At 62.8% G+C, this 13,906-nt stretch carries 10 protein-coding genes; 2 read left to right on the top strand and 8 right to left on the bottom strand.

Annotation, left to right across the window (positions count from 1 at the left end; all coding sequences use genetic code 11):
• Window positions 1-46: 46 nt before the first annotated feature.
• The gene (locus tag L0U82_RS20155; RefSeq protein ID WP_233833863.1) at window positions 47-451 is read left to right on the top strand and encodes a YunG family protein; all 405 of its coding nucleotides are present in this window, start codon (window positions 47-49) and stop codon (window positions 449-451) included.
• Here the strand turns inward: L0U82_RS20155 and L0U82_RS39745 are convergent.
• Both L0U82_RS39745 and L0U82_RS20145 read right to left on the bottom strand, forming a co-directional pair.
• Window positions 448-663 carry a 2Fe-2S iron-sulfur cluster-binding protein gene (locus L0U82_RS39745; protein ID WP_267929664.1) on the bottom strand — a complete coding sequence of 72 codons (216 nt, stop codon included), beginning with the start codon at window positions 661-663 and terminating at the stop codon, window positions 448-450. The two genes, L0U82_RS20155 and L0U82_RS39745, sit on opposite strands and share 4 nt — an antisense overlap.
• Window positions 664-698: 35 nt before the next feature.
• On the bottom strand, window positions 699-2,312 hold the full coding sequence (locus L0U82_RS20145; RefSeq protein WP_233833861.1) for a hypothetical protein: 1,614 nt from the start codon (window positions 2,310-2,312) through the stop codon (window positions 699-701).
• Window positions 2,313-2,447: 135 nt separating this feature from the next.
• Between L0U82_RS20145 and L0U82_RS20140 the strand changes: the two genes are divergently transcribed.
• Window positions 2,448-2,693 carry a hypothetical protein gene (locus L0U82_RS20140; RefSeq protein WP_233833859.1) on the top strand — a complete coding sequence of 82 codons (246 nt, stop codon included), beginning with the start codon at window positions 2,448-2,450 and terminating at the stop codon, window positions 2,691-2,693.
• 376 nt (window positions 2,694-3,069) lie between these two features.
• Here the strand turns inward: L0U82_RS20140 and L0U82_RS20135 are convergent, their stop codons facing one another.
• The 6 genes from L0U82_RS20135 to L0U82_RS20110 all read right to left on the bottom strand — a co-directional run bounded on the left by L0U82_RS20135 (window position 3,070) and on the right by L0U82_RS20110 (window position 13,756).
• On the bottom strand, window positions 3,070-3,606 hold the full coding sequence (locus tag L0U82_RS20135) for a chromate transporter (RefSeq protein ID WP_233833857.1): 537 nt from the start codon (window positions 3,604-3,606) through the stop codon (window positions 3,070-3,072).
• Window positions 3,607-3,666: 60 nt separating this feature from the next.
• On the bottom strand, window positions 3,667-4,293 hold the full coding sequence (locus L0U82_RS20130; RefSeq protein ID WP_233833855.1) for a chromate transporter: 627 nt from the start codon (window positions 4,291-4,293) through the stop codon (window positions 3,667-3,669).
• 102 nt (window positions 4,294-4,395) lie between these two features.
• Complete coding sequence (locus L0U82_RS20125; protein ID WP_442793643.1) at window positions 4,396-6,039, bottom strand: efflux transporter outer membrane subunit; 1,644 nt, start codon at window positions 6,037-6,039, stop codon at window positions 4,396-4,398.
• Window positions 6,036-9,356, bottom strand: coding sequence for an efflux RND transporter permease subunit (locus L0U82_RS20120; protein WP_233833853.1), 3,321 nt, complete (start codon window positions 9,354-9,356; stop codon window positions 6,036-6,038). Before L0U82_RS20120 ends, L0U82_RS20125 begins: the two co-directional genes overlap by 4 nt.
• A complete protein-coding gene (locus tag L0U82_RS20115) occupies window positions 9,353-12,505 on the bottom strand; it encodes an efflux RND transporter permease subunit (protein WP_233833852.1) in 3,153 nt (1,050 codons plus the stop codon). The genes L0U82_RS20120 and L0U82_RS20115 overlap by 4 nt, the downstream gene beginning before the upstream one ends.
• Before the next feature lie 15 nt (window positions 12,506-12,520).
• Window positions 12,521-13,756: an efflux RND transporter periplasmic adaptor subunit gene (locus tag L0U82_RS20110; RefSeq protein ID WP_233833850.1), complete on the bottom strand. Its 1,236-nt coding sequence runs from the start codon at window positions 13,754-13,756 to the stop codon at window positions 12,521-12,523.
• Window positions 13,757-13,906: the final 150 nt, after the last annotated feature.

Here is a 13,906-nt window from a genome sequence, read left to right as displayed (position 1 = left end):
TTGTTTTTCCGACTCCCATTCGACCATCGAACGAAGGAATTTCGCCATGACCCAGCAAGATCAGGTGCCTGCCGTATCGAACAACTCCGCGAAGAACACCAGCGCCTTTGCAACTCCCGTCGAACTCTATCGCGCTATTGCGCGCGTGTGGTCCGGCGACACGTCGAGCCCTACCAACGCGTGGTCGCCGTCGAATCCGGCACAGAATCATTGCAGCATCACGTCGCTGATCGTCAACGATCACTTCGGCGGCGAGATTCTGACAACGCGCACAACGGGCGGCACGCATTTCTACAATCTGATCGACGGCCGGCGATGGGATCTGACCGTCAGCCAGTTCGCCGAACCGGTGCCCTACGACGATGCGCATTCGAGTCGTGAGGCAGCATTGGCGGACACGTCACCGCAAAAGTACGAACTGTTGAAGGCTAGGCTGCGGGATATCGGTTAGACGCAGACGGTCATCGCTTCGGCGCGCTCGCTCGCGCTGAGCACCGAATCGCGATGATCTGGCTCACCGGCCAGCACGCGCGTCCTGCATGTGCCGCACAGCCCTTGCGTGCAGCCATGCGGGCGTCGTGCGTCCCCTAGCATCCGTGTTGCACGACGTCCAGTCCAACAATCGAAAACAAAAACGGCGCCTCCCTTCGCGATAATTCGCAAAGAGAAGCGCCGTCAGCCAGGCAAACTCTCGCTGATCAATTATCCGGATTGGCCTTCGTAAAGCTCGCAAACGCGTTGTAGGTCGGATTTATCGCAGTCCCATTGAGCATGATGCCGTACGTGTCGTTACCGCTGTCGAGCACGTAGTACATCACGCTCTGGATGTTGTGCGTCTTCCGCGCCTGATAGAACTCGGGCAGTTTCGTCGACACGTAATTGGCCCGGTAGGTCTCCGTTTGCTCGGGTCCGGTGTTCCATTCGCTGACAATGAACGGCACGCCATAGCGGGCCTTGCAATAGGTCGGCAGATCGAAGCCGGGACCCGCGCCGTCCGTACCGACCGAGAACATGTCGCCGTACACTTCGTAGTTGTGCCACGTCGTGATATCCCAGCGCACCTTCGGGTAGCCGCCGGTGCCATCGGGCTGCATGCCGTCCCACAGCGCGTCCGACGCACCGATATCGGCCACGCAGAAGTTGATCCCGCATTTGGCGTTGGACTGCACCGACTTCACGCCGTCGATCATCCCGCGCATCACGCCACGCATCACCGGCCAGTTCGTGTTGTTGAAGTCGGACGCTTTGGTGCCCGCGTACGTGAAGTTCATCACGGTCGCGTTCTGTCTCGTCAACTCGTTGCCGCATTCGTATAGCATCACGCCATACGGCTTCAGCGCGCTGGCAATCGTCTGGGCCACCTTGTAACCCTGACTGTACGCGGCCGATTCACCGGCGAGCAGCTTGTTGTTCGCGTCATAGACGCCCTGATTGATCAGCACCAGCAGCGTCATGCCAGCCGACTGGAAAGCCTGCGCGATCTTGATCACCGCATTCAACTGGTTCGGATCGCTGGTGCAACCGACGCGATAGCTGGTACAGCCCATCGCCTTCAGGATCGAAACGAGTTGCGTGGGCGTGTAGGTGTAGTCGAAGTGGCCGTTCATGCCATAGAACATACCCTTGGGCGGTGCGATCGGTGGGCGCGGGTCGTTACACGGCAGCCATTGTCCGGACACGGACGCATTCACGTAGTACTGCCCGCCGGTGCCGCAATGCCAGATCTTGCCGCCGTACCACAACACGAGCGACACGTTGTACGTGTTGCCGACGGTCGAGCCGTTTTTGTAGATCACGCCATTGACCAGCGTCCAGATCGCGCCCGTCTTGTCGATGATGTAGGGCGACGTAGGCAGCGAAGTACCATCGACCGAGGTGCCGCCGAGACGTGGGTCATTACTCGGCATCCAGCCCGAACCGTTCCATTGGTAGAACTGGCCACCCGTGCCCTCGTGAAAAATGGCGCCGCCGTACCACAAGATCAACGAGACGTTGTAGGTGTTCTGCGCTTTTGCACCGTTCCGGTAGACCGAACCTCCCGACAGCGTCCACACGGCACCCGTGTTGTCCGTGATCGACGAGGCCGGCGGAATTGCCGTGCCGCTCGAGGACGACGCGTTCGCGCGTGGTGTTGTGTTACCGGGTGCACTGGGAGAAGCAGCGGAGTCGGCAGTCCCTGAAGAGCCGTTGGAACCGGAAGAACCGGGGGTACCGGCCGTATCGCCGCCGGCCCCGCCGCCGCCGCACGCGGCCAGAAGATAACTTGCACTGAGCGCCGTAAGGCCGCTGATAAATTGACGTCGTTTTACCATGCCGAATAATTTCCGATGTCGGGAAAAATCCCGATAAAAAGACTGAAATGAATTGACTGGGAATTCGGACGGGCAATTACAAGGATTTGAAAAAATGAATTTTCAAATCCTTGGAATCAACTGCCCTGGAGTGCTGTGAACGCACGTCTTGAATGTCCGATTGAACCGATGACCGCAAATCGCTTTTTGCGATGGTTCAGATTGACAGGTGCTGGTGCGCAGAGGCTTGCGGCTAACGCGATGCAAACCTTTTTACCGATCGCAACGCCATTCAACGTTTATCGGCAAAAAATTCCCGAAAACGCTGCGACCGGGGTAAATCGTACCCTGAACAAACGTTTGATCCCACAAAAAACAGTACTTTTTGGGCAAAAAGGTTAAATCTTGCTGATATTTTTAAATACGGCAAGAATTCGCAATTTCAGTAGATGATCAGAGGATACATGCGCGGCAATTTTCCGACTTCGACCCTCTATAGAGCCGGCCAGCCACCCGGAAGATTGCGCCAGAGATGAATTGGGGGACAGCGTCTAATGCCCAATTAGTGGAATTGTATGGAAAGCAGGACATCAGGCGCGGCAAGCATTAGAAAAATTGCTTGCAAATAGATAAGCCGAAATGTGCGTGAAATGACAACAATGACTAATAATTTTTATATCGACATCAAATGTTCTTATTCGATGAAATATATGCGCCGGCAACAATAGAACCCATCGTGCACGAACACCGGGGGCGTGATGGCGGCGAATCGCCCGGCCTACAGCAACCCCACAAAATGCACCAGCACGAACACCACCGCGCCGCCCGCGATCAGCACGAGTGCATTGATGCGCGTCGTCATCACGAGTACGGTCGCGATCGCCGCGGTGAGCCATGCAATCCAGCCGCCTTCGAGTGCTTGCATCAGCACATACACGGCCGCGAGAATCAGGCCCGCGGCAACCGGTCGCAAACCGGCCTGCAGCGCGTTCAGCCAACGCGCGCCCTCGTGCCGGTTCCATACGAGCACGACCGCGTACATCAGAAATGCAGTCGGCCCGAACAGCGCGATCGTCGCGACAAGCGCGCCGAGGATGCCGCCCACCTGATAGCCGATCAACGTTGCGAGCAACGAACCGGGACCGGGCGCGAGCCGCGCAATCGCGAAGTCGCTGAGGAACTGTGCATGCGTCATCCAGTGATGCACGTCGACAACCTGCCGCTGCACCTCGGCGATGATCCCCTGGCCGCCACCGACAGTCACGATCGACAGCGGCGCGAAAACCGAAAACAGTGTGATGAGCGTTCTGGACACGAGAGAAGCTTTTCCGGGTTTTGACGAATGACGAAACGACTCGCGATCAGATCAGGCCAACTATGATTCGCGCGGCAAGCGGATGTATTCATAGCCGATGCTCAGCGCACCGGCGATCAGCACGGTCCAAACCAGCGATACGCGAAACAGCGCGGCGGCGGCAAACGTCGCGATCAGCACGAGGTAAGGAAACACGCCCGGCGGCAATCGGCGCGCGGCGGTAATCGCCATCGACAGCGACAGCCCGATCGCGCCGGCCGCCGCGCCCGCGAGCGCGATATGCGTCAGCGAAAAGGAAGCGATCGCCGAGAAGAACACGCCGAGCAGAATGATCACGACAGCCGGCGGAAAAATGATCCCGCAGAAGCCGGCAAACGCGCCGCGCCAACCGAGCAGCCGGTAGCCGATCCAGATCGCCAGATTCTTCACGTTCACGCCCGGCAGCGCCTGCGACAACGCGAGGCCGTCGAGAAATTCGTCCTCGCTCATCCAGTGCCGGTCATGCACGAATTCGCGCATGAACCAGCCGCTGAGCCCGCCGCCGAAACTCGTCAGACCGATGCGCGTAAAGATCAGGAATAGCGCGAACGCTGTGATCTCGCCGGGTGGCGGCTTACCGTATTGCACGCTGTCGCCGCGTATCGGCAGCGGGTTGCCGACTTCGTCCGCGGGGGTGGCTTCGCTCATGGCTCCTCCTGTGTCGTTGTTGTGATTGTTGGTAGTTTCAACTGCCTCGCATCATAGCCGCGATGGCGCCGAACGCACCGCGGGCGTTCGACGCGAGCGCCATTACTGCACCTTCTCCGCACCGATGCCGGCGGGGCTCGCATCACCTTGCGTGGACACCGCGGCTCCGGCGTCGGCATCGGCAGCGGTAGGCGCCGCCGGATGACGTGGATCATGCAACTGATCGGCCGACCATCCACCGCCCAGATCGCCGAACAACGAAGCCGCATGCAGCAAGCGCGATTCCTGCACGTTCAGCGCGGTCTGCCGCGTACTGAGCTGGGTGGCCTGCGCGGTCGCGACGGTCGTGTAGTCGACAGTACCGGCCTCGTACTCGTTGAGCGCGATCTCCGCGCCGCGATCGGCGTCGCGCACCGCCGCATCGAGCACGTCCGCCTGCTCGGCGAGGATGCGCAAGCCGGACAGATCGTCCTCGACGTTCTGGAACGCGCTCAGCACGGTACCGCGATAGTTGGCGACGGTCGCATCATAAGCCGCCTTCGCCGCGTCGACATCCGCGCTGCGCAGGCCGCCGTCGAACAGCGTTTCGGTCGCGCTGCCGCCGAGCGACCACACGTAGTTCGCGATCTTCAGCAGCCCGGACAATGGCGACTGCGTAAAGCCGGCCGCGCCGGACAGCGAAATCTCCGGGTAATACGCGGACACCGCCACGCCGATCGCCGCGTTCTGCGCGGCCATCTTGCGCTCGGCGGCGGCGATGTCGGGGCGGCGTTCGAGCAGCGTCGACGGCACGCCTACCGGCATCGACGGCAGCGCCGGCATCGCGGTGCTATGCGCGATCGACAGCTCTTCAGGGTTCTTGCCGACCAGCACCGCAATCGCATGCGCGAACTGCGCGCGCGACACGCCGAGCGCAATCAGATCCGACTTCGCGGTATTGAGCTGACTGCGCGCGGTGATCAGGTCGCTCGGCGGCACGGTTCCCGCGCGATCCTGTTCGGTGACGACATCGAGAGCATGCTGATAGGCGTCGACCGTTTTCTGCAGCAGGTCGATGTTTGCATCGGTCGTGCGCAAGTCGATGACGGCGGTCGCGAGCGCGACCTGCTCGGACAGCGTCGCATTGGCGAAGGTCGCCTCGCTCGACTGCGCATTCGCGGCGTTTTCCTCGACCGTGCGCCGCACCTGGCCCCACAGGTCCGGTGCCCAACTAACGTTGCCTTCGAGCGAGCCCGAGTTGATGACGCGCGCCGCGCCGCCATTCACCAGCGTGCCCGCCGCGCTGACCGAGCCGCTGCCCGCGCGTTCGCGCGTGGTGGAGCCGGTCACGCCGATCGTCGGGAACAGGCTCGCATGCGCGGCCCGCACTTCGGCGAGTGCTTCCTGGTAGTTCGCGTAGTCCGCGCGCACCGTCTGGTTCGACACGGCGACGAGCGGTTCGAGTTCGTCGATCAGTGGATCGTTGAAGGCCGTCCACCATGCGCCCTTCGGTCCGCTTGCATTCGGCTCGGCCTGCGTCCAGCCCGGCAGCTCCGAGTAGGTGGCGGGCACCCGCACCTGTGGCCGGTGATAGTCGGGGCCGACCATGCAGCCGGCGTTGAACAGCGCCAGCAACGCCGCGATCGTCGCGGCGGCGGGCGGCCGCACGAGGCTCACAAACCCGGCGCGCTCGACATCCGCCGCGCGCGTCGCGCCACCCGCGCTACCTTTAGGCCTCAAACTTTCAATGGAAATCTTCATCGTCATGCCTTATCCGGTCGTCGGGGTTCTCCCGCCGCGCTCGCGTCGCGGTTCCAGCGCAAACCGTCGGACCATCTGACCAGCCTCGCGCGCAGGCGGTCGAGGTACAGGTAAATCACCGGCGTCGTGTACAGCGTAAACATCTGGCTCAGGATCAGTCCACCCATCACCGTGATACCGAGCGGCTGGCGCAGCGAGCCGCCCTGGCCGACGCCGATCGCGAGCGGCACCGCGCCGAGCACGGCCGCGAAGGTCGTCATCATGATCGGCCGCAAGCGGATCAGCGCGGCCGAATGAATCGCGTCGCGCGCCGGCATCCGCTCCTCGCGCTGCAACTGAATTGCAACGTCGACCATCATGATGCCGTTCTTCTTGACGATACCGATCAGCAGAATCACGCCGATCACCGCGATCACCGACAGTGGCGTGCCGAAGATCAGCAGCGCGAGCGTCGCGCCGACGAACGCGGACGGCAGCGTCGACAGAATCGTCAGCGGATGGATCGAGCTTTCGTACAGCACGCCGAGCACGATATAGACGACGCCGAGCGCCGCGAGAACCAGCAGCGGCACGATGCCCATCGATTGCGAATAGGCCGCCGCCGCGCCCGCGAACGAACCGTGAATGCTCGCGGGTACGCCGAGTTCGCGCATCGTGCTGTCGATCGTCTCGCCCGCCTGGCTCAACGAACCGCCGGCCGGCAGGTTGAACGAGATCGTCGCGGCAACGAGACCGCTCTGATGATTGACCTGCGTCGCCGTATGGCTGTTCGAAAACGACGTCATCACCGACAACGGCACCATCGTTTCGGCCGCGGTACTGTCCGCGCTGCCGGTCGAGCTGCCGCCCTTGCTGTTGGCGATGCTGTTGTTGGTCGCATTCGACTGCGCGTTCGAGTTGCGCGAGTTGGTATTCGCCGAAGCGGTCGTACTTGCCGTGCTCTTCGCCGACACCGTGCCGCCCGGCATCTGCGTGGCCGCGGTGCCGGTCGGATTGCCCGACGCCGCGCTCAGATAGATCTGGTTCAGCGTCTGCGGATACTGCCAGTACTCGGGCGCCACCTCCATCACGACGAAGTACTGGTTCAGCGGGTTATAGATCGTCGACACGGTGCGCTGCCCGAACGCGTCGTACAGCACGTTGTCGATCTGGTTCGGCGCGAAGCCGTAGCGCGCCGCCGTCGCGCGATTGATCGTCACGTAGGTCTGCAGGCCGTGCTGCTGCAAATCGGAGTTCACGTCGAGCAGCCGTCCGCGCTGCTTCGATAGCGCGGTAACGAGCAGCGGCGTCCATTTGAATAGCGCGGCGGAATCGTCGCTCGTCAGCGTGTACTGGTATTCGGCCGCCGACTGCCGGCCGCCGATGCGCAGATCCTGTTGCGCCTGCAAGAAGAGCCGCGCGCCCGATACTTCGTCGAGCTTCGGCCGCAGGCGGTTCACGACGTCCGTCGCCGTAGCGTGACGCTCCGCAAGCGGCTTCAATTCGATAAACACGCTGGCGCTATTGAGCGAGCGCCCTCCGGTGAAGCCCGCAACCGATTCGACCGCCGGGTCCTTCTGCACGATCGACTGCAATTGCGCGAGCTTCTTCTGCATCGCCGGAAACGAGATGCTTTGATCCGCGATGATCTGGCCGATCAGGATGCCGGTGTCCTGTTCGGGAAACAGCGTGGCCGGCACCAGCTTCAGCAGGAACACATTGCCGATCAGCAAGCCGAACAGCAGCAGAATCACCAGCAACGAATGATCGAGTACAGCCGTCAGCGAGCGCGCATAGGCATCCTTGAATCGATCGAACAACCGTTCGACCCAGCGCGCCCAACGCGCCTTCGAGTGACCGGCGTTGTTGCGGCTCAGCACGTACGCGCACATCGCAGGCGTGACCGTCAACGAGATCACCAGCGAAATCAGGATCGCGATCGACAGCGTCATCGCGAACTCATGGAACATCAGGCCGACGATGCCCGGAAAGAACAGGATCGGCAGAAACACCGCGATCAGCGACAGCGTCATCGAGATCACCGTGAAGCCGACTTCGCCCGCGCCCTTCAATGCGGCCTCTTTCGGACTGAGCCCCAGCTCCATATGGCGCACGACGTTCTCTAATACAACCACCGCGTCGTCGACGACGAAGCCGGTGCCGATCGTCAGCGCCATCAGCGACAGATTGTCGATGCTATAGCCGAGCAGATACATCGGCCCGAAGCTGCCGACGATCGACAGCGGCAACGCCACCGCCGGCACCAGCGTCGCGCGCGGCGACTGCAGGAAGATGAACACGACGCCGACCACCAGCAGCACCGCGATAAAAAGCGTGCGCTCGGTATCGCCCACCGATGCGGTGACCGACACCGAGCGGTCGATCGCCACGCCCACATGAATGCTGCTCGGCAATGTCGCCTCGATCGCCGGCAGCACGCCGCGAATCTGCTGCACGGTCTGCACGACATTGCTGCCCGGCATCGGATAGACGATCACGAGAATCGCCGACTTGCCGTTGAACAGCCCTGCGTTTCGGATGTTTTCGTTCGAGTCGCGCACCTCGGCGACATCGCGCAATTGCACCGGCGCGCCGTCGCGATACGCGACGACAAGATCGCGATACGGCGCCGCATGCGTGATCTGATCGTTGGAGGTTACGACGTAGCGCTGGTCGCCGACGTCAAGGTGGCCCTTCGCGCTATCGGCATTCGCCGCGCTGATCGCCGCGCGCACGTCCTCCATGCCGATGCCGTAGCTGTTCAGCTTGCCCGGCTGCAACTCGACGCGCACCGACGGCAGCGCGCCGCCGCCGAGCGTGATCTGCCCGACGCCGCGTATCTGCGACAACTGCTGCTGGATCACCGAATCGGCGGAATCGTAGAGCTGCGCCTTGGTCAGCGTGTCGGACGTCAGCGACAGCACCATGATCGGCGCATCGGCCGGGTTGTACTGGCGATAGCTCGGATTGGCGCGCAACGTAGTCGGCAGATCGGCGCGCGCGGCCTGGATCGCCGCCTCGACGTCGCGCGCGGCGCCGTTGATATCGCGCGTGAGACCGAATTCGATCACGATCAGCGAGGAGCCGACGTTGTTGATCGACGTCAGTTCCTCGACATCGGCGATCGTCCCGAGCCTGCGCTCCAATGGCTCGGCCACCGTCGATGCCATGATGTCCGGGCTCGCGCCGGCCATGTTCGCCTGCACGACGATCACCGGAAACGCCATGTTCGGCAGCGGCGCGACCGGCAGACGGAAATACGCGAGCGTGCCCGAGATCAGGATCGCGATGGCCAGCAGCGTGGTCGCCACCGGCCGCCGGATAAAAAGCGCCGGGATGTTCACGGCGCGCCCTCCGCGCCACCTTCAGGCGGCTGTGCATCCGGCTCGTTGCCCTTCTGTCCACTACGCTTTTCACGCCAGCGCCTGACGCGCGCGGCCATCCGGTCGAAGAACAGATAGATGACCGGCGTCGTGAACAGCGTCAGCACCTGACTCAGCGTCAAGCCGCCGATGATCGCGAGGCCGAGCGGGCGGCGCAATTCCGAGCCCGTGCCGGTGCCGAGCAGCATCGGCAGCGCGCCGAGCATCGCCGCGAGCGTGGTCATCAGAATCGGCCGGAAGCGCAGCAGCGACGCCTCGAAAATCGCCTCGCGCGGCGGCTTGCCGTGATTGCGTTCGGCGTCGAGCGCGAAGTCGACCATCATGATCGCGTTCTTCTTGACGATGCCGATCAGCAGCACGATACCGATGATGCCGATCACGTCGAGATCGCTGCCCGCGAGCATCAGCGCGAGCAACGCACCGATGCCGGCGGACGGCAGCGTGGACAGGATCGTGACCGGATGGATGAAGCTCTCGTACAGCACGCCGAGCACGATATACACGGCAACGAGTGCCGCGATCAGCAGATAGACCTCGCTGGACAGCGAATCCTCGAACGCGGCGCTCGCGCCTTGCAGCGATGACGTGATCGACGGCGGCAGGTTGACCGCCTGCTCGGCCGCGTGAATATCCCTGACCGCCGTGCTCAGCGACGCGCCCTTCGCGAGATTGAACGAGATCGTCACCGACGGGAACTGCGCAAGATGGCTGATGACGAGCGGCGCCTTCTGTATTTCGATCTTCGCGATACCCGACAGCGGCACCTGGCCCGTGCTGCTGGTCTGGCTCGGCAGATAGAGATTGCCGATCGACTGAACGGTCGGCATCGTTTCCGGCTTCGCGACCAGAATCACGCGGTACTGGTTCGACTGCTCGAAGATCGTCGATACGATGCGCTGGCCAAGCGCGTCGTATAGCGCGTTGTCGATCGTCGCGGGCGTAATGCCGAAACGCGCGGCCAGTTGCCGGTTCACTTCGACATTCACGCTGAGGCCGTCGGTATTCAGATCGCTCTGCACGTCTTCGAGCGACGAAATTTTCTTCAGCCGCGCGACCAGATCCGGAACGTACTTCTGGAACGCCTGCTGGCTCGGCCCGCGCAACACGAAGCTGTACTGGTTCGGCGAAACCGTCGTGTCGAGCGTCAAATCCTGCTCGGGCTGCATATAGAGCTTCACGCCGGGCACTTGCGCGACCTCCCCGGCGAGACGCCGCGCGATTTCCTGCGCGGTATCGGAGCGCTCGTCGCGATCACGCAGATTGATCAGGAAGCGGCCGTTGTTCAGCGTCGTATTGATACCGTCGATACCGACATACGACGTCAACGACGTGACGTCCGGGTCCTTCAGGATCACCTCGGCGAGCGCGCTCTGCCGCTTGACCATCGCGGCGTACGACGCCGAGTTGTCGGCGACGCTGATCCCCTGGATCACGCCGACGTCCTGCACCGGAAACAGACCCTTCGGAATCACTACGTATAGAACGCCGGTCAGCACCACCGTGCCGATCGCCACCATCAGCGTCAGCACCTGATGATCGAGCACCCACTTCAGGCCGCGCTCGTAGGCGGCGAGCGTCTTGTCGAACAGGCCCTCGCTGATGCGCTCGAAGCGGCTTGGATGCCGCTCGGCCTGCGCGCGCAGCATCCGCGCGCACAGCATCGGCACCACCGTCAGCGATACGATCGCCGAGATCACGATCGTGACCGCGAGCGTCACCGCGAATTCGCTGAACAGACGCCCGATCACGCCGCCCATGAACAGCAGCGGAATCAGCACCGCGATCAGCGAGATGGTCAGCGACAGGATCGTGAAGCCGATCTGCCCCGCGCCTTCGAGCGCGGCTTCGAGCGGTGTCATGCCCTCTTCCAGATAGCGCACGATGTTCTCGATCATCACGATCGAATCGTCGACGACGAAACCGGTCGCGATGATCAGCGCCATCAACGACAGGTTGTCGATCGAATAGTTGAGCTGGTACATCACCGCGAGCGTGCCGATCAGCGACACCGGTACGGAGACGCTCGGGATCAGCGTCGCGGGCACGTTGCGCAGGAACACGAAGATCACCGCGACCACCAGCACGATTGCGAGAATCAGCTCGAACGCGGCATCGCGGACCGACGAGCGGATTACGCCGGTGCTGTCCGACACCACCGTCACTTTCATGCCGGCCGGCAACGTCGATTCGAGCTGCGGCAGCTCCTTCATGATCTGGTTGACGGTGGCGATCACGTTGGCGCCGGGGCGCCGCTGCACGTTCAGGATGATCGCCGGCGAGCCGTTGTACCACGCGCCGCGCTCGACATCCTGCGCGGCCTGGCTCACGCGCGCGACGTCGCGCATGAACACCGGCGAGCCGTTCTGATAGGCGATCACCGTGTTCAGATAGTCCTTCGGGTCGCTGATCTGGTCGTTGCCGTTGATCGTGTAGTCGAGATCGGGACCGTCGAAATTGCCCTTCGGCTGGCTCACGTTGACGTAGCTGAGCAGCGTGCGCAGATCGTCGATATTCAGGCCGTACGCAGCGAGTTTGTGCGGGTCCGCTTCGACGCGAATCGCCGGCACGTTGCCGCCGCTCGCGGTCACGACACCGACGCCCGACACCTCCGAAATCTTCGTGCCGAGGCGATTGTTCGCGACGTCCTGCAATTGCGTCAGCGACATCGACTTCGACGTGACCGCGAGCGTCAGGATCGGCAGGTCGGCGGGATTGACCTTCGCGTAGGTCGGCGGCGCCGGCAGACCCGCGGGCAGATAGCTATTCGACGCGTTGATCGCCTGCTGCACGTTCTGCTCGGCGATATCGAGGTTCAGCGACAGATCGAACTGCAGCGTGATCACGGACGCGCCGTCCGAGCTGTACGAGGTCATCTGCTGCAGGCCCGGAATCTCGCCGAGCTGCACTTCGAGCGGCGCGGTGACCGTGGTCGCCATCACGCTCGGGCTCGCGCCCGGGTAGAAGGTCTGCACCTGAATCGTAGGATAGTCGACGTTCGGCAGCGACGACACCGGCAGCACGCGCATCGCGATCAGACCGATCAGCACGAGCGCGATCATCAGCAGCAGCGTCGCGACCGGACGGAGAATGAACAGACGGGAAATGTTCATCGGTGCGGCGGTCCGTTACGACGAAGCGGCCGCGGTCGAGGCGGCCGATGCGTGCGGCGCCGAAGCAGCGCTCGCGCTGGACACCCCAGCCGCGGCCGCGGCCGCGGCTTTCGCGCTGGCCGGCTGGATCTTCGCGCCGTCGGACAGCCGGTCCATGCCGTCGGTGACGACCTCGTTACCCTCCGCGAGACCCGACAGGATCACCGTGTTCTTACCGTCGCTCGGGCCCGGTTTGACCTTGTGCACCGACACCGTGCTATTCGAATTGACCAGATACACGAAATCGCCGGGCGCGCCGGTCTGCACCGCGGCGGTCGGCACCAGCACCGCGTTCTGCATCGTGTCGACCAGCAGCTTCACGTTGACGAATTCGTTCGGAAACAGCGCTTCGTCGTCGTTGGCGAAGGTCGCGCGCAACGTCACCGTGCCGGTCGCGGTAGCCATCTGGTTGCTGACCGCGTACAGCGTGCCGGTCGCGATTTCGCGCGCGTTGTCGCTCGAATACGCGGTCACCGGCAGCTTCGCGCCGGTGTTCAGGCGCTGCACGATCGAGGCGAGCGAATCCTGCGGCACCGTGAACTGCACCGTGGTCGGCTTGACCGTCGTGATGACGACAATGCCCGTGGTCGACGACGCGGTCACGTAGTTGCCCGGATCGACGAGCCGCAGGCCGACCTTGCCGGCGATCGGCGCGGTAATGCGGCAATAGGCGAGGTCGAGATCGAACTGGGCGATGTTGGCGAGATCGGACTTCACCGCCGCCTCGTCCTGCTGCACGAGGAACTGCTGGTCCGCGAAGGTCTGCTGCGCAATCGACTTGCGCTCGTTCAACTGCGTGTAACGCTCCAGATCGGCGCGCGCCTGCGCGAGCGACGCGCGGTCTTTCGCGAGGGTCGCCTCGGCCTGCTGCTTGCTGATCTGGTATTGACGCGGATCGATCTGCGCGAGGAACTGGCCTTTCTGCACCTCCTGGCCTTCGTGATAGCCGACTTCGGTCAGGTAGCCGCTCAGTTGCGGCAGCACGGTGACGGTGGCCGTCGGTGTGACGGTGCCGAGTTCGCTCAGCGTGACCGGCATCGAGCCGGTCGTCGCGCGGGTCACGGTGACGACGATCGCCGGGTTCTCGCGCGCGGGCTTCTTGCGGGTCAGCACGTGAGCCACGACCAGTACGATCAGCACCAGCAAGATTATCGCGACCACGATGAGCCCGCGTCGGGAACGCTTCGGCGGCGGGGACACGGTTTCGCTCATGTTGATCTCCGGGTGCGGATAAGTGTGTTGACTATCGGGCGGACGGCCGTCCTCTGACGGGACTGCGCAAAATTGCCATGGTTCGCGCGCGTTGTCATTAGTCGCGGGTCTCCGGATGTGTTGTTATATGAACGTAAGGAACCGGACCTG

The organism is Paraburkholderia sp. ZP32-5, assembly GCF_021390495.1.
In the GTDB taxonomy this organism is placed as follows: domain Bacteria; phylum Pseudomonadota; class Gammaproteobacteria; order Burkholderiales; family Burkholderiaceae; genus Paraburkholderia.
The sequence above is the reverse complement of the archived record's forward strand: the minus strand, read 5'-3'. Positions and strand labels throughout refer to the sequence as shown.

Coding starts and splice junctions, on each gene's coding strand:
- L0U82_RS20110 (WP_233833850.1), bottom strand. CDS start 13,756: ATGAGCGAAACCGTGTCCCCGCCGCCGAAGCGTTCCCGACGCGGGCTC.
- L0U82_RS20130 (WP_233833855.1), bottom strand. CDS start 4,293: ATGAGCGAAGCCACCCCCGCGGACGAAGTCGGCAACCCGCTGCCGATA.
- L0U82_RS20155 (WP_233833863.1), top strand. CDS start 47: ATGACCCAGCAAGATCAGGTGCCTGCCGTATCGAACAACTCCGCGAAG.
- L0U82_RS20145 (WP_233833861.1), bottom strand. CDS start 2,312: ATGGTAAAACGACGTCAATTTATCAGCGGCCTTACGGCGCTCAGTGCA.
- L0U82_RS20115 (WP_233833852.1), bottom strand. CDS start 12,505: ATGAACATTTCCCGTCTGTTCATTCTCCGTCCGGTCGCGACGCTGCTG.
- L0U82_RS20125 (WP_442793643.1), bottom strand. CDS start 6,039: ATGACGATGAAGATTTCCATTGAAAGTTTGAGGCCTAAAGGTAGCGCG.